This is a genomic window from Pseudomonas sp. p106 (genome assembly GCF_003936645.1).
Lineage (GTDB): Bacteria > Pseudomonadota > Gammaproteobacteria > Pseudomonadales > Pseudomonadaceae > Aquipseudomonas > Aquipseudomonas putida_E.
This window is the reverse complement of the sequence record NZ_RHQR01000008.1, coordinates 91699-112876: the sequence shown is the minus strand read 5'-3', so window position 1 is coordinate 112876 and position 21178 is coordinate 91699. Positions and strand designations below refer to the sequence as shown.

Below are 21178 nucleotides of genomic sequence, written 5' to 3'. Positions count from 1 at the left end.
TTGACTCACCCCATCAGCAAGTCCCAGGACAGCTTGGCGATCAGCACACACAGCAAGACCAGGAACAGCCCGCGCACAAAGCCTGCGCCCTTGCGCACGGCCAGCCAGGTCCCGGTCAGCGCGCCAAGCACGTTGCATGCAGCCATGGGCAAGGCAATGGCGTACAGCACATTGCCCGATGGCACGAAGAACACCAGCGCCGCGAGGTTGGTGGCGATGTTGACCACTTTGGCTGAAGCCGAGGCGTGCAGGAAGTCCAACGCGAAAAAGCGAATGAACAGGAAGATCAGGAAGCTGCCGGTACCTGGCCCGAACAGGCCGTCATAGAAGCCGATGGCGCCGCCGATCAGTACCGCCAGGCATTGCTCCTTGCGGCCGATCTTCGCCGGCGCGTGCAAGGTGCCGAAATCCTTCTTGCAAAAGGTGTAGATCGCCATCAGCACGATCAGCACCAGCACTGCCGGGCGCATCACGCTGGACGGCACCAGCGACACCGTGGCCGCCCCTGCAAACGACATGATGAACGCACTGAGCGCCGCCGGCACGATCAACCCCCAGTCCAGGGTGACCTTGCGAATGAACGAGCGCGCCGCGAAAGCCGTGCCGCACACCGATGCCAGTTTGTTGCTGCCAAGCAAGGCCGCAGGTTGCGCCGTGGGCAATACGTTGAACAGCGCCGGGATCTGAATGAGCCCACCACCTCCTACCGCAGCATCGATCAGGCCGGCGGCAAAAGCGAACAGGGAGAGTACGGCGATATCCATCATGGCGCGGTTCCAGGCAGTGAAAGCAGACCGCAAGGCTAATCAAATCGGCGCGCCTGTGTTGAAATGCCATATTGCAAAAACTGCAACCAGGAGACCTTCATGGCATTGAACATGCTGCGCGAAATCCAGGCCTTCGTCAGCGTCGCGCACAAACGCAGCTTCGTCGCCGCCGCCCGCGCCCTGGGCCGCTCGCCCAGCGCCGTGACGCGGGCAGTACAGGCTTTGGAAGACAACAGCGGGTGCAAGCTGCTCAACCGCAATGCCAATGCGGTGACCCTCACCGAAGCTGGCGAGCGGTTACTGCCCCATGCCGAACGCTTGCTCGATGTGCAACGTGATGCCGCCGATGAATTGGCCGCACTCAGTGGCAGCGCACAGGGCTGGATCCGCTTCGGCGTGCCGCAATTGCTTGGCGAACATGTGCTGCCCGGTGTGCTGGCGGCGTTTTCCCGCCGCCACCCACAGGTAACGCTGGACGTCCACTACCGTGACGAGGCGCTTGACCCTTTGCTGGGCAAGCTCGATTTCGTGGTCCGCGGTGCGTTTCCACAATCAAGCGAGCTGATCGGTTACCCACTGTGGCGCTACCAGCGCCATCTGTACGCCAGCCCGGACTACCTGGCGCGCCATGGCATGCCCAAGCGGCCAGAGGACTTGGCTGACCATTCGCTGATCCTGCATACCGCCCCGCGCATTCTCAAGGCCTGGCACTTTTGCCAAGGTGACCGAATCACCAGCCTGCGCCCCCATCCAAGGCTGCGACTGAGCTCAGGCGATGCGGTCTACCACAGTACACTGGCCGGTGCCGGCATTGCCCGCCTGGCCGACTGGGTGGGCGAGGCACAAGTCAGTGCCGGCCGGCTGGTGCGTGTTTGCGCAGATTACCGGCTGACATCCAGTACCGGCCAAGACCCGCAAATGCACGCTGTATATCCTGCCGGCGAGTTGCCAGCGCGGGTCCGTGAGCTGCTGCTGGCCCTGCGCCAGGCGGGCAATGGGGGCAACCGGCAGGCTCGCTGACATCTGTTCAAATTCTGCTCAATTCAACAGAAGCCGCAAACGGCTTGGCTTACAGCATTTTATCCACAGACCTACCCACGTTTTTTGTGGACAGATTTCCCCGCGTAAAGAAGGACTTATCGCACGCGCAGTAGTGCTGCATTCGCCGCCTTGACCAGCTCGATCCACTCAACCGCACTGATCACGCCTGATTGCTCAAGCGCATCGGCACTGCGCAACGCCTGGTCGTATTCACTTTCTTCGAGAATGCCTGCGGTCAGGAAGCGGCTACGCCACTCCAGCAGCGCTGAAGGGTCCTTCTTGCATTCCATCTATATGTCGACTCCAAGGTAAAAGGCCGGCCCACTGCCGCGACTCATTATGACGCGAGCGGGAGAGTACACGAGGCCTTTTCACTTGAGAACGACTTGCAGCTACCGCCAGTCTAACGGTATACCAAGGACCATTGCCGCAACGGCACGACGCTGGCCCCCTGGCAAAAGAGGGGGGCCGGAGGGGGAAGTCGTCAGCCTGGGGGGATGGTGCCCAGTAGGCCTACCAAAAGGGTGAGCAGAAGAAAACCACCCAGAAATAGCGCGAGCTTGCCCATCAGAACCTCTTCAATGTGATAGCAGGGATGAAAAGCATTATCGGCGCAGCGCTGATACGGATACAGATTCAGGTTTGATGAAAAAAGGCGTATCAGATGCGAACGGCCACGCACCCAGCCAAGCGTGCTCATCATGTGGCAGTGGTCGTGGGAGGTCACAAGAGCGCGTTTGACTTGTCGACACCGGCATACAATTGCAACTTTAAGTTTCAGTGCATAGCTGGCCAGCCTGCCAGCAGCATGATGCCTCTTTCAACGGTCAGGTCATCACAGGCTCAGCAATTACGGGCATCAGACGCAAGCCTGATCTACACGAATAGAAACAGCCTCTAAGTTAATTTGTAGGAAGTTTTCCCCCTTACTGTAGGCCGCATCTTGGTGCCAAGTACCTGCTGTATGAAACCTCAGTTTCCGCAGCAATATCGAACTGCTAGGGTCCATTTTTCCTACAACGGCACGGAAGCCTTCAGCATGAGGGAAACATGGACCAGTTCAATACTTCTGGCCTGGGCCTGCAAAAATGCCTGCTCGCATTACGCAAAGAGCGGGATCTTCTGAAAGCACAGGGCAAAGATGAGGAGGCGCAACGGCTTACGCGAAAAATTGCGGGGATGGAGGCTACGCTGGCAGGGATGCCCCTGGAGATGAAGCCGCCGACGCTGCAGTAGCACGCCCTTCCCTGTGCCGATGTTCGCTCGTCAACCACTGCGGGCTGAATATCGATTTGGGGCCGCTTTGCGGCCCATCGCCGGCAAGCCAGCTCCCACAGGCACAGTGCAGACCTCAAGAACTGCATGGTATCTGTGTGGCCGGCTTGCCGGCGATTGGCTGCGTAGCAGCCCTGATAACGCTAACTGACAGGCATTACCCCTAGCGCTGCCTGCATCCAGAAATGCACTGCAATCGATCCTGATTATTAATTTGTGGCGTGTGCGGATCCTGCCTACCGTGTGTCATCACTCAGCCTGGGAAAAAGGCCCGACCATGAATGACCGCGAGTTCATCAATGCCATCGACGCCGATGGCCTGCCCCTGCACATTGCCGTAAAGAACGGGCGCATCACCCATATCGGCCCGCAGCGCGCCAGTGAGCCGGCCCGCGAAACCATCGACCTTGAAGGGCTGCTGGCGTTGCCTGGGTTCGTCGATGGCCACATTCACCTGGACAAGAGTTTCGTCGGCGACCGTTGGCGCCCGCACCAGAGCGTGGCCTCCCTGCGTGAACGGCTGGCGGTGGAAAAGCGCGAGCTCGCCAACGCCCCGCCTATTGTCGAACGCGCCGATGCCCTGATTCGTCAGGCCGCCGCCTTCGGCACCCTGGCCATGCGCTGCCATGTGGATGTGGACGCCACCACCGGCCTTGCCAATCTGCGCGCCATCCTCGAAGCCCGCGAGAAGTGGAAAGACCTGATCGACATCGAGCTGGTGGCTTTCCCCCAGGCCGGCGTGGTGACCTGCCCCGGCACTGCCGAAGTAATGGAGGCTGCCGTACGCGAAGGTGTGCAGGTGGTGGGCGGTATCGACCCGACCACCTTGGACGGTGACGCCGAAGCGCAGCTGGACATTGTTTTCGGCATCGCCGACCGGCACGGGGTGAAGGTAGATATCCACCTGCACGAGCCAGGTGACATCTGCATAGCCCAGCTCGAACGCATCGCCGCGCGGACCCAGGCACTGGGCATGCAAGGTTTGGTGGCGGTGAGCCATGCCTATGGCCTGGGTGATGTTGTCGACAGCGTGGTGGACCGCACTGCCGAAGTGCTGGCCGGTGCAGACGTGTCGATCATGACCAACGCCCCGGGCGAGCACGCTTTCCCGCCCGTGCTGCGCCTGCGCGCAGGCGGTGTGCGAGTGTTCACCGGCAACGACAACATCCAGGACGCCTGGTGGCCCTACGGCAATGGCGACATGCTGCAACGGGCCATGTTGGTCAGCTATCGCTCGGGCTTCAACACTGACGAGGAACTGCGGGTAGCGCTGCACATGGCGACCGAAGCCAGTGCCGGGGTGATGGGTAAAAAGGACTATGGGCTGAAGGTAGGCAACGAAGCGAGTTTTGTGCTGTTCAAAGCCCCGAACGCTGCCGCTGCGGTGGCGGCAGCGCTGCATGAACGGGTGATCGTGCGCCACGGCGCGTTCTGGGGCGGGCCTGCGCAGTTGCAACTCGAGGCGTCGCAGTTTGCTGCAGAACTTCGCCGCAGGTGATGTAGGTGATCCCAGGACTAGAACTCCACCTTGCCCCGACCCGCCTTGACATTGCTCCGCCTGGCTTTGCCTTCCAGGCGGCGGGTCTTCGAACCGAGGGTAGGCTTGGTGGGGCGGCGTTTCTTTTCGGTCTTGCCGGCTGTGGTGATCAACTCGGCAAGACGCGCCAGTGCGTCAGCACGGTTCTGCTCCTGGGTGCGGTACTGCTGGCCCTTGATGATCAATACGCCCTCGCCGGTGATGCGACTGTCGCGTAGCGCCAGCAGCCGCTCTTTATAGAACTCGGGCAACGATGAGGCAGGGATGTCGAAGCGCAGGTGCACGGCGCTGGACACCTTGTTGACATTCTGCCCACCCGCGCCCTGCGCGCGGATGTATGTCAGTTCGATTTCGGCATCCGGTAGATGCACGTTATTGGAGATGGTCAGCATGACATGGCCCTTGTAATTGCGCCCATTATCACAGGGTTCTCCGTTCTCCCATAGAAAACCCCGGTTTCTGGATAGGTGTCGGCCGTGCCGGCTTTCCGGCGATGTGGCCCATACTGATTACAGAGCATTGGATTGCTGCCCGCCATAGGCTGACATAGACCGATCAAAACACCCACATCTTGAGCGCTGGAAACACCAGGAAATCAGATTTTCCCTCGTCCTTGTAGCCCATTTCCCAAACATACTCGCACTGCGCTTTTTTCCGTCGCGGCCACTGTAGCTGCGCTCCAGTCTCGGCATGTCGTTGCTCATCAACGATACAGCTTTGACAGGCTGTGACGGTAAATCCCACAGACAGTCTCAGTTTTATGGTGGCTGTGCGTGTGGGCACGCTTGCGTGCGCCGGAGTTTTTCGTGATTTTACCGCCGGTCTGTCAACCCACGTACAGCTGCCCCCCCCCCCGCGACGCAGATGCCCTCAGGAGAAGCGTGAAGATCTCCCGCAGCGTGCGAACCGCTTCGAGGCGCCTCAACCTAAGTAAGTGGTTGTTGAAGAACAGCGGCTTGCCCTTAGCCTTACGCTTCTTGTTCAGCAGACTCGGGGCAGCGATGTCAGCAATGCGCACATTGGCGCAGTTCAGCATTACATCGCCTTGCAGGTACGCCATCACGCAGCCTCTCTTCCCCGAAACGAACGCCCTACGGCCTCCAGCTCGCCACATGCATCTCCCTGAGGTACCAATCGAATGTCCACCCGACGATTTTCTGCGCGACCATTCACGGTGTCGTTGCTGCTGACCGGTTGACTGGCCGCGACACCTTGGACAGCAAAGCAACTGTCCGGGATATCGCCCATACGCTGCATCCAGTCGCGAACAGCGGAAGCGCGGGCACGAGAAAGATCGAGATTCTTGGCTGCATCGCCTCGCGCATCCGCATGCCCGGAGATAACGATCAACCAGCCAGGCTGGGCCTTGATTCCAACCAGTGCATTGACCAGCAGCTTGGTTGAACCCGGCTTGAGTTCGGCACTGCCAGGATCGAACAGGTTCAAGCTGTCGAGTTGGATTGGATCGGACGTAGGGGGTTCTTTGGCTTGCCTGGATGACCACTCTTGCCAACCTAACCACCCCAAGCATGCAATAGTGACCATCAGCAGCAGCAACCACGGCAACACGACACGCTTCTGCGCCGGAGGCTCGACTACAAATGTGTAGGTCGAAGGGGCAGAAACGGCAGCAGCCATTTGAGGCGTGATGGATGGCTCAGCAATCGTCGCCCAGGATTGCAGAGGAAGCGGCATCGCCGCCACCCGGCCTCCTGGCATACGCTGCAGGAGGCTGGCCAGTTGGTTTCGGAAGACCTGCAGCGCAACCAAAGGTGCATGGCCAAGGCGTTCCAAGCGGTGCTCCAGGCGGTTCAACTCGACAATCAGTTCGCTCAACCCCGCCGAACTCGACCTGCCCCACGCCACCATGCGAACCAAGGGATGCAACTGAGTAAACAGCCATGCAATGAGATCGATGCGAGCTGACGCCTGCACTGGCCATAAGCGCGGCCACTCATCGCTCAGTGTAGCGAGCAGCGCCACACCCTCGGTCAAGCCCGTCACACCCGTGCGGTAGCTACGCGCCAGTACGAACGCCACCGCCGTCTGCAGCTCAATCCCGTTCAGCTCGAAGAGTCGCAAAGACAACCCCTCAACTTTTGCCCAGTCCACATCGGGACAGGCGGGGTGCGTGAGCTTGGCCAGCTCACCGTGCAACACCTTGAACTCATCGAAGTTGCCTGGATCCCCACCCAAGCGAACACGCATCCCAAAAAGTGCCGTCATCTGGCCCCCTGTCAGTTCCATTGCACGGGAAGGTAGCCTTCCTGCTTGAGGTGACGCACCACAACCCTGCCTTCGGCGCCGAGTGTGGTCCCAAAGGACGCCCTGCCGCCGCCCTTGATGACCACGTCAAGGGCATAGTCAAGATGGCCAGGGCGAGACTGAGGTATCAGCTGAACGCTCACCTGCGCCAGCCGGGGCTCATAGCGGCGCAACGTGCGGGCGATGTCGTTCATCAAGCCATGTGCTGAAGCCGGTAGCCCTTGCAGCACTGTGCCCATGTCCGGCAAGCCATAGTCGGGCAGATGCGAGAGTGATCCTGCACGGCTGTTGAGAATGCGCTGAATGTTGTCCAGCACCGAGAGGGTCAGCTGGTCATCTTCATTCACCTGGTCCAGCGCTAGCTCACCGCAAAAGTTCCGCAACAGGATTTCGTAAAGAGAAGGACTGGTTTCAGGCATGCAGTCAGCCCTCCACGCGCTGTCGGAGCGTCAATCGGTTATCACCCAGTTCGAGTACTCTGGCCTGATCCGGTTCGAGCTCGTCCCGCTGCAAGACAACGCGCCACGTATTTTCGATAACGTCTGGACTTCGGAACAGCGCAACCACAGCAACATACCGAGCGTCGCCTTGTAGAGGTGTACTCAGCTGCGCCGCCTCGCCGGGCTTTATCACCACCACGCGCTCATCGAGCAGATCATCGCGAAGCACTCGCTCACCTTGACTTACCAGTTCGTCATAGGTGGCGTTCTCCAACGCCTTGCTGTCCTTCAACTGGTAGACCCGCACCAGCACCGGCACCGACAATCCGCTCATCTCTTCGACATCGGTATTTATCGCTGACCGGCCGTTGAGATCCAGATGCAGCGTCTTTACTTGCTTGTAGAAGATCGCTTGGGCAGTAGACGCCGTACCGTCTGCAACCTTTTGTGCAAGGCCACACCCACTCAGTACTGCAACAAGTGTCGATGCCGTGAAGCATTTAAAAACGGTACGCCACATGCTGTACCTCCTTCCTGCAAGGGTTCGGCTGCAGACCTTGATATCGGCCCAGGTTAATCGTGATCGTGTCGTCTTGAGCCGAGGCGAGTACGCCCTCTGCCCGTTTCAACACAGCGGTCATGCCAAGCATCGACCGAGTGCGTCCTAGTACAGGAGCCGGCACCATCTCACGTGGAATTGAGAGCTGCAGCAGCGCTGTACAACGCCACCCCAGATACACTTCAAGCAACACGCGCAGATCGGCAATCAGCCGGCCACCAGGAAGCCACTCACGCGCTTCATCCTGGTCCTCGGTATACAGCCGCAGGCGCAGCTGGCTGTTCGCGTCGTGCCCGACAGCGCCCAACGGCATGCCCTGGCCCAAAGTCACCGGACGCTCTGGTGCAAGGCTGGCGGGCTGCTCAAGCACAACACTCTGCGGCCAATGCCCGGTCACGTGCGTATCCGTGTGTGGCGCCAGCAACTTCACCAACGCACCAATCCCCTCCACGTTGCGCGTGGGAAGACGCATGACGCTAAGCAGGGCCAGAAAACGTGACATCGGTGTGGCGATACGCTCTGCCGTACCGGGAATGCCCAACCCGATCAAGCCCAATAAACACTGTGAAGTGGCATCGCGCCCACCCGGTTCGAACGTTGCCGGGTAGGAGTACTTGCGCCAGATCCGATAGAACTGGGTGAATATTCGATGGTTGAAGATATCGAGGAAGTGCTCCACCGCCTCATGGCCTTCGCGTCGCAGGGCGATATCGTCCAGATAGGCCGTGGGCAAAGGAGAGTTGACGCCATACAAACCCAGCAGCCGGGTTCGCACTGTCAGCGGTCGGTGTGGAGCAGACTCGTCGATTTCAATGGCCTTCAACTCGCCTGCTGGAAATCCCATTCCAGGATCTGGCCGGAACCTGATTAGGTCATCGCCGGGATGTGCAGTGCTGCCCAACGGTGGTTGTTCAGCCAACACCTGCTCCAGCACCTGGCAGAAGCGGTAGACGTTAGCCGTCGACACCTGTTCAGCCAACACATGCACAATGCCCTCGGCCTTCAACCGGGAATACGCTGACTGTGATGTTCGCTCCATCGCAGGCACCTCCCCGTCGGCTGCAAAATCATCGTCAGTTGAGTGCACAAATGAATGTCCGCATACAGAGCGAAGAACCGGCTGAGCATTTCACCAAACAGGCAGATATCCCCCTCGCCTGAAAAGCCATTGCTATCGACCGTCACTTCGATATCCACACCTCGCAGCAAGAAGCCTTTTTCAAATCGCTGAATCAAGTGATGCTTGACGTCAACAATGGCCTCCAAGCGGCGGCGGTTCGTTTCGTTACCCGTCCACTCGTACAAGGCCAACGTGCCACGCAGTACTTCTGCACTGTTGAGCATCGGTAGAAAATTCGACCCCAGATGACTGAGCACGCGCCAGTGAAAACGATCGCGATTCGGCGGGTAGCACGGTAGGGTCGGCGCGGTCAGGTTGCGGACTCGCAAGCCTGCCTGTGTGGACTGCGCCGCAGCGTCGAGCAACGTACTGCGCAATGCTTTTCGCGGCAGCTGGCCATTGGTACCGGTCAGGCGCAACGACAGGCTTTTGCGATTGAGCAATACATCCTTGTCAAAGCCCTCCCCGCCAAGAATCAGCCAAGTGTCATGAAGACCATTGGCGCCGCGTCTCAGGCGGGTATGAAAATAGCGCTCGGGGGCCTCATCGCGAAGCATCCCCCCTTTGTGACGAAAGCTGCTGAACGGCACGTAATCCTGACGAACGCTGTCTTTCGCTCCAGAAACCTTGTCTACCGAGTAGATCTCTGTATGACCGTCCTGCAAGCGCATTGGGCGAAGCAAGTATTCATTCTGCAACGGGTCCAAGATGAGTGGATCGGCCTCTAGTGCAAATAAGTTGATCACGGGGACCGCGTGCAAACGAATGTGCTCTTGCGTCGGCGTAAACGTATGCGACCAGGGCTCACTGAGTACTACTTCAAGCTCGAACCACGGCGCGTGCGCAGGCAGCACGAGCGATTCCAGGCCGCAGAGCGTCACGAACATGAACTTCTCGCGGAACGTAAAGTACTCCAGCAACAACTGATAACCGCTGAAGGCGCTGTCGCCTTTAGGCCAAAGGCGATCATCGTCCGCAAACCCCTTTGGCTTGAATTGCCCCGCAAATGCCTTGCGCTGCGCCGCGCCTGGCAAGCGCACATGCAGCGCCTGCACGTTCAATGTCAGCGCCTGGTGCAACCCACTGGCAAGCGCCGCGTCGGCATTCAGATACAAGGGAATGTACGCAAGATCGAGTTGATCCCAGTCGGCCAGTGCTCCACGCGCGAAGCGTAGGCGTAGAACTGCACGTCCATCGGGCTCATGGTCAAGTCGCACGGTTTCCAGATTGAGCGGCCGTAGCGTCAAATCCTGCGTGGTGGAGTAGCGGCAGCGGGTACGGTGCTGCCCCACCGGCTGTGACAGCACCTGAAAGCCTCTTGCGACCTCCTCGCTGCCCTTCATCTGATTGACATCTGGCATCAGCTCGACGATGGCCAGCGATGGGATGGTACGCAGGTAATGCGGCCACAGCAGGCTGACCAGCCCCTCCGTCAGCTCAGGCAGGTCATCGTCCAATTTCTCACGCAGACGCCCCATCAAGAACGCAAAGCCTTCGAACAAGCGCTCCACATAGGGATCTTCAGCGCCGGGTTTATCCAGGTTGAGCTGCGCCGCCCGATCCGGGAAAGCTTGGGCAAACTCCTTACCTGCTTCCCGCAAGTAGCGCATTTCAGCGTCGAAGTAACGCAGGGTTAGGTTGTCCGTAGTCAAAACAGATTCCTGATCAAAGTGAATTAACTGCACAGGATTGCAGCGCGTACCGGGTCAATGGATACGAGTGCTGCCAACTGGTGTTCCATTTGCCGCGCCAGCGCAGGCCGGTCTGCGTCGTTGCGCTGGGCCTTCAAACGCAGCAGCTTGAGTAAACGCGCCTTGACCTCGAAGAGCAGGTCGGGCTCCCAGTCGGCAAATGTGTGGCGTTGCGCGGCAGCGTCCAGCTCAGTGAACAAATGAATGGCCAGCTCGGCCTTGCCGCACTGTTCGGCCACTCGCGCCATCAGCAAACGCAGTAACCAACGTTGCCGCCCGGTCTGCACGTCTGGACGGCTCGCCAGCCACGCCAGCGCGTGCTCCACGCCATTAGCATCCGCTTGCGCCAGTGCCTCGGGCTCCAAGGCGAATATTTCGCATGCAGCCGCCGACGATGCGGGGGCCGCTGTGGGCAGCCATTGTTCTGGGCGATTACCGCTGACCTGCTGGTTGATCCACTCACGCGTGGCTTCATCGGCGAATGGCGAGCCATCGCTCCAACACAGTAACTCCACGCCCGGCAGGCGTTGCAGCAGCATGCCCAGATCGTGTTTGACCACATCCGCCCAGCTCTTGGAGGGTTCAGCTGATTTGCTCAGGGCCTGATGGAGATACCATTGCAAATCCAACCAGAAGTGGTTGACGCCTTCGGCATACATTTGCTCGACCTGATCAATCAGCTCGTTCCAGCTTTGCTGCAAGTGCAAGCGCTTGAGCTGAGCGCGATACTCGCCGCGAGGCGGTGCCAGACGGGTAACCCCCGGCGCAGTTTGCGGCGGCAGTTGATGCACGGTGTCCCAACGCAAACTCTTCATCAGCCGATGCGCCGCCAACCACCCTTCTGGTTGATCACGTAGATAGCTGGCTAGCCCTCTACCACTGTCCAGCAGATCTCGGCCCGACTTTATGGGTGTTGGGCTCGGGCCTGCCGTCCTACTGTCTACGGGTGAATCACTGCCAGTCTGAGGGACGATTGCATCGACACCTCCCGACACAGCGAGTCGGGCAGTGAGGGCACCGTACAACGCGTCCAGTCCTGGCCGTTGGTCTTCAGGCCAATGGCTGAAGCCGTGCTCCAACCATACCAAAGCAGCCACCGTTCGCTCGGTTTCAGCCTTGACCACCTGTGGGTACAGCGACAGGCTTGCCAGGACCCTGCTGCCGGCAAGCCACTCCAAGGCCATCTTGCGGCTGTTGCCACGCACAGGCAGGATGCCGTCGGCATAACGTTCCATTAACGCTGCCAACAAGTTCAAGCCATCCGCCAAGCCTGCCTCACCGTCCCGGTGCAAGCGTGCCCAGAGGTAGTAAGTGGCAACGCGAAGGTCTTTACACGAGTGCTGGAGCAGCTTCTGCCCCAGTTGCGCCACCAGCTCCACATCCGCCCCGGAAAGCTTGTTGACCTCCTCGCGCATACGCTGGAAGTCGTCGTCATAAACCGGATCCTCGCCTACGGGCGCGTCATCACGGATGGGGGGCAACCAGGTTTTCCAGCACTCGCTGTGCTCGCGCGCCACGGCCAGTGGCTCGCAACCGGGTAAACAGCTTTCGATCAGGCTTTTCAGACTCATTCGATGCCCCCATTCTGCGCGTACTGCGGCGTGTTACGGCCATCGACCAGAAAGATCTCTCGCGGCAAGCTGAACCCTCGCAATTTGAGCAGCGCAAGCGGGCCTTCCCCCAACTCGGTGCGCAAGTGCCAAGTGAGGCGCAAACCATCTGGCGCATCCAACACGACCCGGAAGCGGCTATCGCCGTCGTCCAACGCCGTGACATTGGCCTGCTCCAGCAGACGAATCAGTCCCCAGGTGCCCTGGTAGTCCGCAAAGAGACGTTCGCCGGTGTAGACACTGCTCCACGTAAGGCTGATGCCGGGATGGTCACCCTGCCCGGGCCAGTGAAAGCGTTGCCAGCTTTCTCGCTGGTTGAAGTAATGGTGCTTTTCACCATTGAGCACGAACGTGGTCTGCACCACATCACGCACAGGTTTGCCTTGCAGCTCGAAGCTCAAGCCCATACCGCCATCGGTGTACAACACATCGGCCAGACGACTGAGCTGATTGATCGCTGTCAGAAAGTCCGGGTTGAAACGCAGCCCCTGGCTTTGCCGCGGGTCTGCCACCCAGCGGCTACCTTCTTTTCGTAGAAGCCCCGTGAGCTGCTGGGCCAGAAACTGTTCGATCCGCCCGGAGTCGGCGCGGATCATCTGCCCCAGCATGGGCAACGAGGCGCCACTGCTGGTGGCCGCGAAGGGATACCGGCCGCTGAAAGCACCCTGCCACTCGTCGACGATCGAGCGCTGCCACGCCCTGTTGAGGCCTGCCGACGACGGCTGCAGAATCTGTTGCCAGGCCTGATCCAGCGGCTGCACGAAGAGCGTATTGGCAGCCGCGCCCCAGTCGGCGCCCAGGCTGGCGGCGATCAGGTTGCCATAGGCCTGGGTATCGGTCAGGTCCACGCTTTTACCTTGGAATACCGTCTGCGCCAAGGCCTGGATCATTGCTTCAGGATCGGGCGCATTGACCACCTGCTGCAGCTTCAAGCGCACGCCGGTAACCCGCGTGAGGAAGGTTTGCAGGCTCAAACGGTCATCGCCCGATCGCCCTTCCGCCTCCTTTCCCAGCAACGCCATCAAGGGGCCAAAGGTGCTGTCGAGCGGGCCGTTTGGTGTTTGGGGAAGTTGATCGACTATCGGCGCTGCTTTTTGCCCCACCAACTTCTGTGCGGATTCAATCAGGGAATCGGCCAAGGCCTGGCCACGAACGCCTGCCTGGCCCTGGTAACTCAACGTGTTCATCAGGGCGATAAATGGCGACTGACGCACATCGCTCATCAGCGTCAACTGTGCAATCACATCGCTCAGGCCATGGCTCTGCTGCCAGCGCAGGCTGTTGAGGAAGCCCAGCCAGGCACTGCTGTAATCCTGGAAGTAGCGCGTGGTCAACCGCTCGCTGAGTTCGTCGGGGCTCAGCTCCTTTGCAATGTCGTTGGGGTTGTCGCTGAGCACCCAGTCGATCTCTTCGCGGCGCGTCTGCGCCGCCTCTTCAATGGCTGCACGTACCCGCCCTTCCCACGCTTGGCGGGTGAACACACCGGGGACTTGTGCAGCACTGGCGAACAAGGCGGTTGCATCGGTGTCGCCGACCATCTGTTGCAAGCCCAACGCCGGGTAGTGGTTCGCCGCGGTGTCGAGGACCTGCTGGTACAGGCTGTTTTCAGCGTTTCGCTGACCCAGTGCACACAGCAGCACCTGGCGCGTTTGGGCGATCAACCTGAGGTCGGCCTTGATCGCCCAATCCGGGTGATCGGGCAGATGCTGGCCGTAGAACGTCCACAGTGCCGGTTCGGCAGCGCCCAAGGTCTCGGCCAAGAAAGCCGCATCGGCTTTTTCCGGGCGCGCCAGCATCAGATAGGCTTTGAGGTAGTTGTACGTCAGCTGGGCCCGCTTGGCGCGCTGGGGACTCGCCGGAGGCAAGTTGACCAACGCTTTGAGCCGTTTTTCCAGTTCAGAGACGGCGGGGTCACGGAGCAGTTGGTTATTGGCCTGCGTATAGAGCGGCCACACCGCTTCGCGCAGATCGTGGGACCGGTTCAGGCCAAAACGCTGGTACCACGGTGCGCCGTGTTCTGATCGATAGTCCAGGCGGGAGAGTTCGCGTACAAGCTCGCCCAGTGCCTGTTGAGTGTCGGTGCCTGTTACAGGTTGCTGAAGCGCCCTGTACGCCACCGCTATCTGACCGACCTCGGCACGGTTGCTGGCAAACGACAACAGCAAGCCGATGCCCCAGATGGAAGCTAGGCCCAGCGCAGAAACGTAGGCGACTCTGCCTGGGTGCCAACCCAGTCGTCGGGCTCGGGCAGAGCGATCGCTGAGGATCCCTGACCATGCAGGGTCTTCTGGCCAGTGATGTTCAATTGCCGACTCCGGTTCTGGTCTCTGAACTGGCAAACTGAACCACACGCCACGGATCTGGATGCCACGTGTGCCCATTCCTGAGAGGGACTCAATCAGGCGATACCATTGTGCAGCACCGTCAATTTGCAAGTCGCGAGCAAGCCGAAGTAAGAAATCGTGGGCCATGTGGTTCTGCATCTGCGCCAAACCTTGTTCGCGTAGCGAGTGCTGCAGGGCGCCCAAATGCTCTTCCCAATGAACTGCGGCCCGCCGAGTGGGAAGCAAACAGCCAACCGCCTCGATGTCGCGCCCCGACTGGTCCCATTGGCTTTCACAGATTTGCCACACATGCACAGGCAATTGCCTGCCTAGATGACAGCTCATATCCTGCAGATGATGAATGCTCGCCCTCATGTAGGCAGCGTCGTCGACCATGCGGTCGCTCAGCGCCCAAACGACACCATCAATACCGCGCCAGCGAAACTGCCGTTGCCATTCGTCGAGCAGGACGGTGTTCAGACTGGAAATAAGACTGCCACCGTACAGAAGTATAACTGCCCGCCCTTCCAACCAATGCTCATCGATCAACCTTGGCGCAACAGAACTGACGGGAGGAGTTTCGCCAACCACCAAGAACAGACGCACCTTGAAACACCATGACCAACCATATTTATGACGGAGGCACTCTCGTATTAGGCTGATATTGTCTATCGACATGCCATGCGACGTACGCTTCACTTCTGACCTACTGTCTGCCTGGGGTTGATCTACAGAAGAGTGACGGCGATAAGTTGACCCACCAACGCGACGCCCTAATACCAGGAGAACTCCTCCAGACAATACCACCACAGCAGCAGTCAAAAAGAACAACCACGTCAACTCAACCACTCTATCAGATAACAAGTCTACCCCTCCAAGACAACCTCAGAACACCACCAACGCAAAGATCGTAACGACAGCAATGAAAGGAATTACCCCAAGCACCCACATTGCTATTGCGAGCATCTAAAGACTTAGACCGAATTTGGCGAAGCTGGTGTCACTGCGCAGTGGCAAAAGAGCGAATCATCAGAGCCACCAGTAATAACAAATTGCGCTCCCGCACTCAATTTAATACTCTCCGATGCGAGCGAAATCGCCAACCAAGGGGCTGCTTTACCTGCTGACCCAAGCAATGAATCTAAATCGTGAAATTTCTTTTTTTCGGCTCCAGCCCCGCTCAAGCTTGTTAACGCCATTGTCACCAGGCTATCGTGATATCGGTCAACTCCCGATCGCCAAACATGCTCAATCGAGCACGCATTTATAGGTACCCACTCCAGCGCCTGCTGCACAGATAAATCGACATCCGAATCAGGGGCACGCAAAAATTCCGGTCGATGCAGACAAGCTATTGGATGTAATGACGGTACCGGACTGCAGCTACCTAATAGCAGGCCCACCACTACTTCAGCTGTATCTCTCGGTTGTTCCGGAGCAAATTGAAATGCAACAATCAAGAGCAGCGAGTTATCCTCGACCCCTCGATCAAGCCATTGATTCACGGCCACTAATCCGGCATCGCTGATAATTTCCGTAGACTGACGAACCCCTGACTTGCACCATACGCTCCGCCATATACGGTGTAAAGTTGCCTCTGTTATTTGACTGTCACCCTCTACGAGCACCTTCAGAGGGATGTCATCAGCCAACCCCTCTAAGACCTGTGCAAGATCAGTCAACACTTGCTCGAACGCCTGCAGCAATATTTGCTCTGGATCGGCATTACCATCCCCGTCTATGCAGCTATGGCGTATTACATTCCCTCCAATCCTAAATGGCTGGCTTTTAATAGCTCTAACGCCCGCCAGAAGTTTACTGACCTGGCCTTCCGCACTTACACCTTGACGTCTTAAAGCCGTATAGGCGCTTGTGCCCCACACCTGTAATGAACGCCGACCAACTTTATATTTTTGTTCCAAGTCCTTCGTCCTAGCCTCATCCCACCCATCAGCAACCCGAACGTAACTCGCATAAATAATCACCCTAGTGGAAATTGCCATCACCCAAACCAGAACAGGGGTACCTAGGGCTACCTGCCAAATCCCTCCTGCATCTACAGGTGGCGCTTGACCGACAAACAATATTCCGCCCATCAACCCCAAGAGCATAAACAGCAGCAACATTCCAAGCCAAATCGACCATCTTGGGGGGCTCGGCCGTCGCGCCTCTTCATAAACTTTCTGATTTTTAACTGCCATATTCGGCCTTCGATGGGCACCGCTGTGGAGGCGATTGTGCGTAGGTCTCATCCCTGCGTTGTTCAGGTGTCACGCCACCCGCCGTATTTTTGTCTCCAACCCTGACAATCCCAATCACGAAATATTCCCCATACAGCGTACTTGAGCTCATCAATTTCCAGGCTCACCCTGTAAAAAGTCCGAGGCGCAGAAGGAGTCGCTGCACAATCTATAACGAGTAAGCGAAATGACTCGACCGAAGCTGTCGACCCGGCCGAACCACTCAATTGAAAAACCATACTCATCCCATTTCACTGATGAATAATCATTATCCTGCCGTTCCTGACCTGAGTTTTGGCTCGCTAGCGAGACCGAGTGCAGGCAGCTGCTTACTAATATACGACTACTCACCTTAGACGAAGATTCATATAACTGAAGCCAGACCTCATCTCCAGAACCACAGAACCCATCGGGCCGTACTGGGTTCGAGGCACTCACTTGGAATATAGACAGGTACTCTTTGTCACTTACACGATGCAGATTCCCATCAAAATAGACCCCTTTTACTCCTACGGGAACGCTTAGGACATATTCGCTTCCATTTTTGGCTCTCACCATCACCTGCCCATCCTTGGCATCAATCCAACGGACCTCGCTGGCGTACACTCCGGCAACCCAAAAGGTATTGAGAAAAAAACCAATCAAACTTAGCCATCGCTTATTTATCAAGAACGTGATCCGCATAACACACCCCACTGTACTGCCAGGGATGATCCTTGGTTTGGCCTTTCCCACCGTCCCGATACTTATCTTTATCCCTTTCCCGAAGCTCACTCTCAGTTCTTCCCTTATTCTTTTCTTTATCCATAGACCAACCAATATTTCCCGCATTTGAATCACAGAGAATACTTTTCTTTCTGACCCAGACCTCTGCAACACTATCCCACTGATGATAGGACCCACCATTCCAACGACTAAACACCTCATGCTGCAACTGATCATCCGTGTAAGCCCGCCCCTGCTGACCTAGATATTTTTTTGCCGCAAAGACCTTATCTTTGTATATGCCCGACCCGCCTAAAATGTTTTCCTTCCAACTCCAAGCCTGCTCATAAGTAGGCGCTGGATTCGTCATCTGTGTAATACCATAACCTTTATCAAAGGCGACAATTGGCTCCCCATCAAGATTAATGAAGTGCTTACTTCCCGTTTCCTGTTCCAACAGCTTCTCAAACCCATCCATGTCATCCAAATCGCCCACGTACGCAGCAACTGCTTCCTTGGACGGGTTCTTCCCCTTGATTATCACAGATCGTTTAATACTGTTCCCACCAGAGACCACCGTAACCGTCAACCTCCCTCCTAAAACCTCTCCATCCAACTCTGCAATCCAAATTTGACTATTGCTAGTGAACGATCCTGACTTCTTAAATTCCTGCAAGGAACTGGCTTTCCTTGCCCGTTCTTTTAGCCCACTAACTTTTGCATTCCATTCCACTTCCCACGACCAGCTCAAAGGCAAGGCACCTTGCACTCTCACCTCAAATGTAATCTCTGGAAACTCTGCTTGGTCTGAAATATAAAAACCGTCATTCTCACCTGGACTAACCCATGAGAGCCCATTCGCCGTCGAGATAACTTTCACAAGGCTTTCCGCACCTGAATTGCTGCTCACCGCCCCCTTGATTTCTTGCATACCACCACCCTAGATAATGCTGCCAGACTCAATTAAAAACCAACTCAACCCATACCCGACACTTCACTAACAAACCATTTATCCAGACTCGTACCCATCGCTCAGCAGAGGCCTTATTCATTCATCCAATAACACTACTCGCCAGCTTCCGACCGGTGTTCGAGCTCACGACCAAAAACCAACGACAACTTTTCTGCCTTGAGAGTTTTTACACGCTCGGTACGGCCCTGGCTGTCAGTTCTTCCCAGCCAAACCTTTCCAGATTCACTGGTGACCTTATACGGAACACCAATCATTGCGGACTGGCCATCCTCTTCAAAAATCTGGAACTGCTCGTCAAACTCTTGTAGAGCCCCTACTGACGCAGGTAACTTTAAGGAATCTACACCTTTAGAAATTGCATCCATATGCTCAAAACAGGCGGACTTAATGATATAGTCCCCCTCAGTGCCGGATTCAATACTGCACGCCTCTATCGCTATGTAACTCCCACCGGCATTGAGCGTAATCTTCTTTTTCGCAGTGATCCGGACTTCATCTTCAGTACTAGAAATGTCCAGACCATGCCGTGCAATTAGCGACAAGGTATCGTTCTGCGCCTGGATACTGACTGGCCCTTGGTTGGCAATGAGCTTGATGCCCAATTTGCGCACGAACAGACTGAGTCCCTGTCCTATTCCAACAAACAAGCGTTTGACCACGCTCATATCGGCCTCGCCGCCGGCGTTGAGCATCAGGTTCTTTTGCGCCGCCAGCTGAAGATGACCACCACTGGTAATCGAGATCCCTTGAGGCGCACTGAGCAACAGCACCGAGGATTTCAGCTTTTCCAGATCTTGCTTAAGCAGGTCCAACTGGGCTTGGACATCCGCAGGCTCCGCCTTACACGCCTGCGCATCTACCGACAGCCCTTCCAACTGCTCTTTGGCCTGGTCCAGTCGCTCTAGGGCCGCGGCCATTTCGAGCATGTTTCCCTTGGCCCCAGGCTGTGCATCGGCGCTGATGAAAATCCCGCTTCCACCGCGCATGGCGACATGCCCATCGGTGCGCAGCTCTGCCCCCCCACCTCGTGGGTTACGCTCAGCGTCGACCACGTGCCCCAGATTGAGCTGGCTCTTGCCACTATGCTCGGTACTGAGCTTGATGTGCTCTTGGCCGCGCGTATCGTCCATGCGCAACTTGTTGTTGGCCGGGGTCCGCAGCACATTGCGTTTGTAGTTGCGCAGCGTCACGTGGTCGGGATGTTCACTGTCGTGCAAGGCATAAGCGATGTAGGGGCGGTCCGGATCGCCTTGCTCAAACGCCACCGCCACTTCGGTACCGCAGATCAACGGCAAGTGCAGGCCATGGGTGTCACCCGCGTAAGGCCGTGCCAGTCGTAGCCAGACACTCTCCTCGCCTGCACGCCAGGTGTCCCGGTCAAACAGGAAATTGACCCGGTAACGTCCCTCCATATCGATATGGCCGTAGGAATCGTTCTTTTGAGTACTGGTAACTCGCGCCGGCACCGTACCGGCGATCTGTGGCTTGCCCAGCAATCTGGGCCGAAAGCCTATCGACTCCGAATAGGGAATCGCGTCGAACCTGGCTTCCAAGCTCCGGTCGCGTGCTGCCTCGACGGTCAAATGTGTAATGACCACCCCAGGCTCGAACACCTGTGGTGCCCCGTCAGAGACCGTCAGCACTTGCCCTGGGGCAAGCGTTACGCTGCTGCTGACGCCATTGCAACGCGTCTGGTCGTTGAGAAAGCGTTCATGATTCAGGCGCGCATAGAAGTAGCCACTTTCGCTGAGCAGGTCCTCATCTTGGTCAATGGCGTCACCCAGCGCGGCATAGGGTTCACCGTAGTGATAGCCTTCGCCGTAAGTAGTGGTGGCCCCCCGGCTGTGATCAACCTCACCATCCAGGAAAGCGGCCGCGTCCCGGTGGTGATAAGCCCGCACATTGATGTGCTGCTCCACCACCTGATGCTCAACTTGGAGCGCCCATACGCCCTCCTGCCCATTGCTGGTCAAACCCGACAGCGGGCGATGTGGCAGCGTGAGTCCAAACTGGTAATGGCGTTGATGGTCGTGAAACTCGACCACATCGATGGAAAGGTGATCATCGTGGGTAAAGCGATACCAAATGCCGACCTCCGCCAGCAGACGGCTGATGAAGGCCAGATCGCTCTCACCGTACTGCATGACCTGTTCACGCTTGGGATACTCGCGCGCCAGGTCAAACAAGAAGTGCTGCCCTTCGAACTGGTGGCGACTACGGAGAACACTTTCAACGATTTCCGGCACCGACTGATGCTGGTAGATCCGGTACTGCTTGCCACGCCCGAGCAATGCCAGGTGCGCTTCGAGTGTGACTTGGTAGCGGGCTTCGTCCCGGGAACCGGAGACACGCTTGAAACCGGTGATCACGCCATGCAGCGTACGTGAAGCAGCGTTGATCATTGAGAGCTGGACGGTGGGTTGAGACTTGCCCAGATAAAAGCTGGCATCCTTCCCGAGGATCTGCGCAGCCTCGATATCCTGCTCCGGGGAAGTGAATGCCACGGTGTACTTGAACGGTTTGCTCAGCCACTCTTCACCTTTGAACGACAGTACATCAAGCTCAACAGCAAGCTGGTTGACTTTAAGATGGTAGTGGTTATGGGTGAAACCCATTATTGGCTTCGACATC

Annotated in this window: 18 protein-coding genes; 3 read left to right on the top strand and 15 right to left on the bottom strand. The window is 57.5% G+C overall.

The features are described 5' to 3' along the window. Window positions 1-5: 5 nt before the first annotated feature. The gene (locus EGJ09_RS12605) at window positions 6-767 is read right to left on the bottom strand and encodes a TSUP family transporter (RefSeq protein ID WP_125923961.1); all 762 of its coding nucleotides are present in this window, start codon (window positions 765-767) and stop codon (window positions 6-8) included. Between the two features lie 99 nt (window positions 768-866). Here EGJ09_RS12605 and EGJ09_RS12600 point away from each other — a divergent pair, with 99 nt between their 5' ends. Then, a complete protein-coding gene (locus tag EGJ09_RS12600) occupies window positions 867-1787 on the top strand; it encodes a LysR family transcriptional regulator (protein ID WP_125923960.1) in 921 nt (306 codons plus the stop codon). Window positions 1788-1903: 116 nt separating this feature from the next. On the opposite strand, the gene EGJ09_RS12595 is transcribed toward EGJ09_RS12600, so the two are convergent. Both EGJ09_RS12595 and EGJ09_RS12590 read right to left on the bottom strand, forming a co-directional pair. Continuing rightward, window positions 1904-2098 (bottom strand): hypothetical protein, encoded by a 195-nt coding sequence (locus EGJ09_RS12595; RefSeq protein ID WP_046785710.1) that lies wholly within the window; start codon window positions 2096-2098, stop codon window positions 1904-1906. Window positions 2099-2292: 194 nt separating this feature from the next. Further along, a complete protein-coding gene (locus EGJ09_RS12590) occupies window positions 2293-2511 on the bottom strand; it encodes a hypothetical protein (protein WP_177433155.1) in 219 nt (72 codons plus the stop codon). Window positions 2512-2858: 347 nt separating this feature from the next. Between EGJ09_RS12590 and EGJ09_RS12585 the strand changes: the two genes are divergently transcribed. Then, on the top strand, window positions 2859-3044 hold the full coding sequence (locus tag EGJ09_RS12585) for a hypothetical protein (protein ID WP_046785709.1): 186 nt from the start codon (window positions 2859-2861) through the stop codon (window positions 3042-3044). Window positions 3045-3360: 316 nt separating this feature from the next. Beyond that, window positions 3361-4581 carry an amidohydrolase family protein gene (locus tag EGJ09_RS12580; RefSeq protein WP_125923959.1) on the top strand — a complete coding sequence of 407 codons (1221 nt, stop codon included), beginning with the start codon at window positions 3361-3363 and terminating at the stop codon, window positions 4579-4581. Window positions 4582-4598: 17 nt separating this feature from the next. Here the strand turns inward: EGJ09_RS12580 and arfB are convergent, their stop codons facing one another. The 12 genes from arfB to EGJ09_RS12520 all read right to left on the bottom strand — a co-directional run bounded on the left by arfB (window position 4599) and on the right by EGJ09_RS12520 (window position 21162). After that, window positions 4599-5012, bottom strand: a complete 414-nt coding sequence (gene arfB / locus EGJ09_RS12575; protein ID WP_046785705.1) for an alternative ribosome rescue aminoacyl-tRNA hydrolase ArfB — start codon at window positions 5010-5012, stop codon at window positions 4599-4601. Between the two features lie 434 nt (window positions 5013-5446). Continuing rightward, window positions 5447-5680 (bottom strand): hypothetical protein, encoded by a 234-nt coding sequence (locus EGJ09_RS12570; RefSeq protein WP_125923958.1) that lies wholly within the window; start codon window positions 5678-5680, stop codon window positions 5447-5449. Next, window positions 5680-6846: an OmpA family protein gene (locus tag EGJ09_RS12565; RefSeq protein ID WP_125923957.1), complete on the bottom strand. Its 1167-nt coding sequence runs from the start codon at window positions 6844-6846 to the stop codon at window positions 5680-5682. Before EGJ09_RS12565 ends, EGJ09_RS12570 begins: the two co-directional genes overlap by 1 nt. A gap of 11 nt (window positions 6847-6857) precedes the next feature. Beyond that, window positions 6858-7304, bottom strand: coding sequence for a type VI secretion system baseplate subunit TssE (gene tssE / locus EGJ09_RS12560; RefSeq protein WP_115274377.1), 447 nt, complete (start codon window positions 7302-7304; stop codon window positions 6858-6860). A 4-nt stretch (window positions 7305-7308) separates the two neighbouring features. Further along, on the bottom strand, window positions 7309-7845 hold the full coding sequence (tssJ, locus tag EGJ09_RS12555; RefSeq protein ID WP_115274376.1) for a type VI secretion system lipoprotein TssJ: 537 nt from the start codon (window positions 7843-7845) through the stop codon (window positions 7309-7311). Beyond that, the gene (gene tssG, locus EGJ09_RS12550) at window positions 7826-8923 is read right to left on the bottom strand and encodes a type VI secretion system baseplate subunit TssG (RefSeq protein WP_125923956.1); all 1098 of its coding nucleotides are present in this window, start codon (window positions 8921-8923) and stop codon (window positions 7826-7828) included. The genes tssJ and tssG overlap by 20 nt, the downstream gene beginning before the upstream one ends. Continuing rightward, window positions 8887-10656, bottom strand: a complete 1770-nt coding sequence (tssF, locus tag EGJ09_RS12545) for a type VI secretion system baseplate subunit TssF (RefSeq protein ID WP_125923955.1) — start codon at window positions 10654-10656, stop codon at window positions 8887-8889. Before tssF ends, tssG begins: the two co-directional genes overlap by 37 nt. Window positions 10657-10679: 23 nt before the next feature. Then, window positions 10680-12266, bottom strand: a complete 1587-nt coding sequence (tssA, locus tag EGJ09_RS12540; RefSeq protein WP_125923954.1) for a type VI secretion system protein TssA — start codon at window positions 12264-12266, stop codon at window positions 10680-10682. After that, entirely contained in the window at window positions 12263-15307 is a 3045-nt protein-coding gene (locus EGJ09_RS12535; protein WP_256658434.1) for an ImcF-related family protein, read from the bottom strand. The genes tssA and EGJ09_RS12535 overlap by 4 nt, the downstream gene beginning before the upstream one ends. Window positions 15308-15603: 296 nt before the next feature. Continuing rightward, window positions 15604-16830 carry a hypothetical protein gene (locus tag EGJ09_RS12530; protein ID WP_125923952.1) on the bottom strand — a complete coding sequence of 409 codons (1227 nt, stop codon included), beginning with the start codon at window positions 16828-16830 and terminating at the stop codon, window positions 15604-15606. A 697-nt stretch (window positions 16831-17527) separates the two neighbouring features. Then, a complete protein-coding gene (locus tag EGJ09_RS12525; protein ID WP_125923951.1) occupies window positions 17528-18505 on the bottom strand; it encodes a hypothetical protein in 978 nt (325 codons plus the stop codon). Between the two features lie 134 nt (window positions 18506-18639). Continuing rightward, window positions 18640-21162 (bottom strand): type VI secretion system Vgr family protein, encoded by a 2523-nt coding sequence (locus tag EGJ09_RS12520; protein ID WP_256658431.1) that lies wholly within the window; start codon window positions 21160-21162, stop codon window positions 18640-18642. Between the last annotated feature and the right edge of the window lie 16 nt (window positions 21163-21178).

What these genes read in the sequence shown, in the direction of transcription:
- EGJ09_RS12605 (WP_125923961.1), bottom strand. Translation starts at nt 767, where the DNA reads ATGATGGATATCGCCGTACTCTCCCTGTTCGCTTTTGCCGCCGGCCTG.
- EGJ09_RS12600 (WP_125923960.1), top strand. Translation starts at nt 867, where the DNA reads ATGGCATTGAACATGCTGCGCGAAATCCAGGCCTTCGTCAGCGTCGCG.
- EGJ09_RS12595 (WP_046785710.1), bottom strand. Translation starts at nt 2,098, where the DNA reads ATGGAATGCAAGAAGGACCCTTCAGCGCTGCTGGAGTGGCGTAGCCGC.
- EGJ09_RS12590 (WP_177433155.1), bottom strand. Translation starts at nt 2,511, where the DNA reads ATGATGAGCACGCTTGGCTGGGTGCGTGGCCGTTCGCATCTGATACGC.
- EGJ09_RS12585 (WP_046785709.1), top strand. Translation starts at nt 2,859, where the DNA reads ATGGACCAGTTCAATACTTCTGGCCTGGGCCTGCAAAAATGCCTGCTC.
- EGJ09_RS12580 (WP_125923959.1), top strand. Translation starts at nt 3,361, where the DNA reads ATGAATGACCGCGAGTTCATCAATGCCATCGACGCCGATGGCCTGCCC.
- arfB (WP_046785705.1), bottom strand. Translation starts at nt 5,012, where the DNA reads ATGCTGACCATCTCCAATAACGTGCATCTACCGGATGCCGAAATCGAA.
- EGJ09_RS12570 (WP_125923958.1), bottom strand. Translation starts at nt 5,680, where the DNA reads ATGGCGTACCTGCAAGGCGATGTAATGCTGAACTGCGCCAATGTGCGC.
- EGJ09_RS12565 (WP_125923957.1), bottom strand. Translation starts at nt 6,846, where the DNA reads ATGACGGCACTTTTTGGGATGCGTGTTCGCTTGGGTGGGGATCCAGGC.
- tssE (WP_115274377.1), bottom strand. Translation starts at nt 7,304, where the DNA reads ATGCCTGAAACCAGTCCTTCTCTTTACGAAATCCTGTTGCGGAACTTT.
- tssJ (WP_115274376.1), bottom strand. Translation starts at nt 7,845, where the DNA reads ATGTGGCGTACCGTTTTTAAATGCTTCACGGCATCGACACTTGTTGCA.
- tssG (WP_125923956.1), bottom strand. Translation starts at nt 8,923, where the DNA reads ATGGAGCGAACATCACAGTCAGCGTATTCCCGGTTGAAGGCCGAGGGC.
- tssA (WP_125923954.1), bottom strand. Translation starts at nt 12,266, where the DNA reads ATGAGTCTGAAAAGCCTGATCGAAAGCTGTTTACCCGGTTGCGAGCCA.
- EGJ09_RS12535 (WP_256658434.1), bottom strand. Translation starts at nt 15,307, where the DNA reads ATGTCGATAGACAATATCAGCCTAATACGAGAGTGCCTCCGTCATAAA.
- EGJ09_RS12530 (WP_125923952.1), bottom strand. Translation starts at nt 16,830, where the DNA reads ATGGCAGTTAAAAATCAGAAAGTTTATGAAGAGGCGCGACGGCCGAGC.
- EGJ09_RS12525 (WP_125923951.1), bottom strand. Translation starts at nt 18,505, where the DNA reads ATGCAAGAAATCAAGGGGGCGGTGAGCAGCAATTCAGGTGCGGAAAGC.
- EGJ09_RS12520 (WP_256658431.1), bottom strand. Translation starts at nt 21,162, where the DNA reads ATGGGTTTCACCCATAACCACTACCATCTTAAAGTCAACCAGCTTGCT.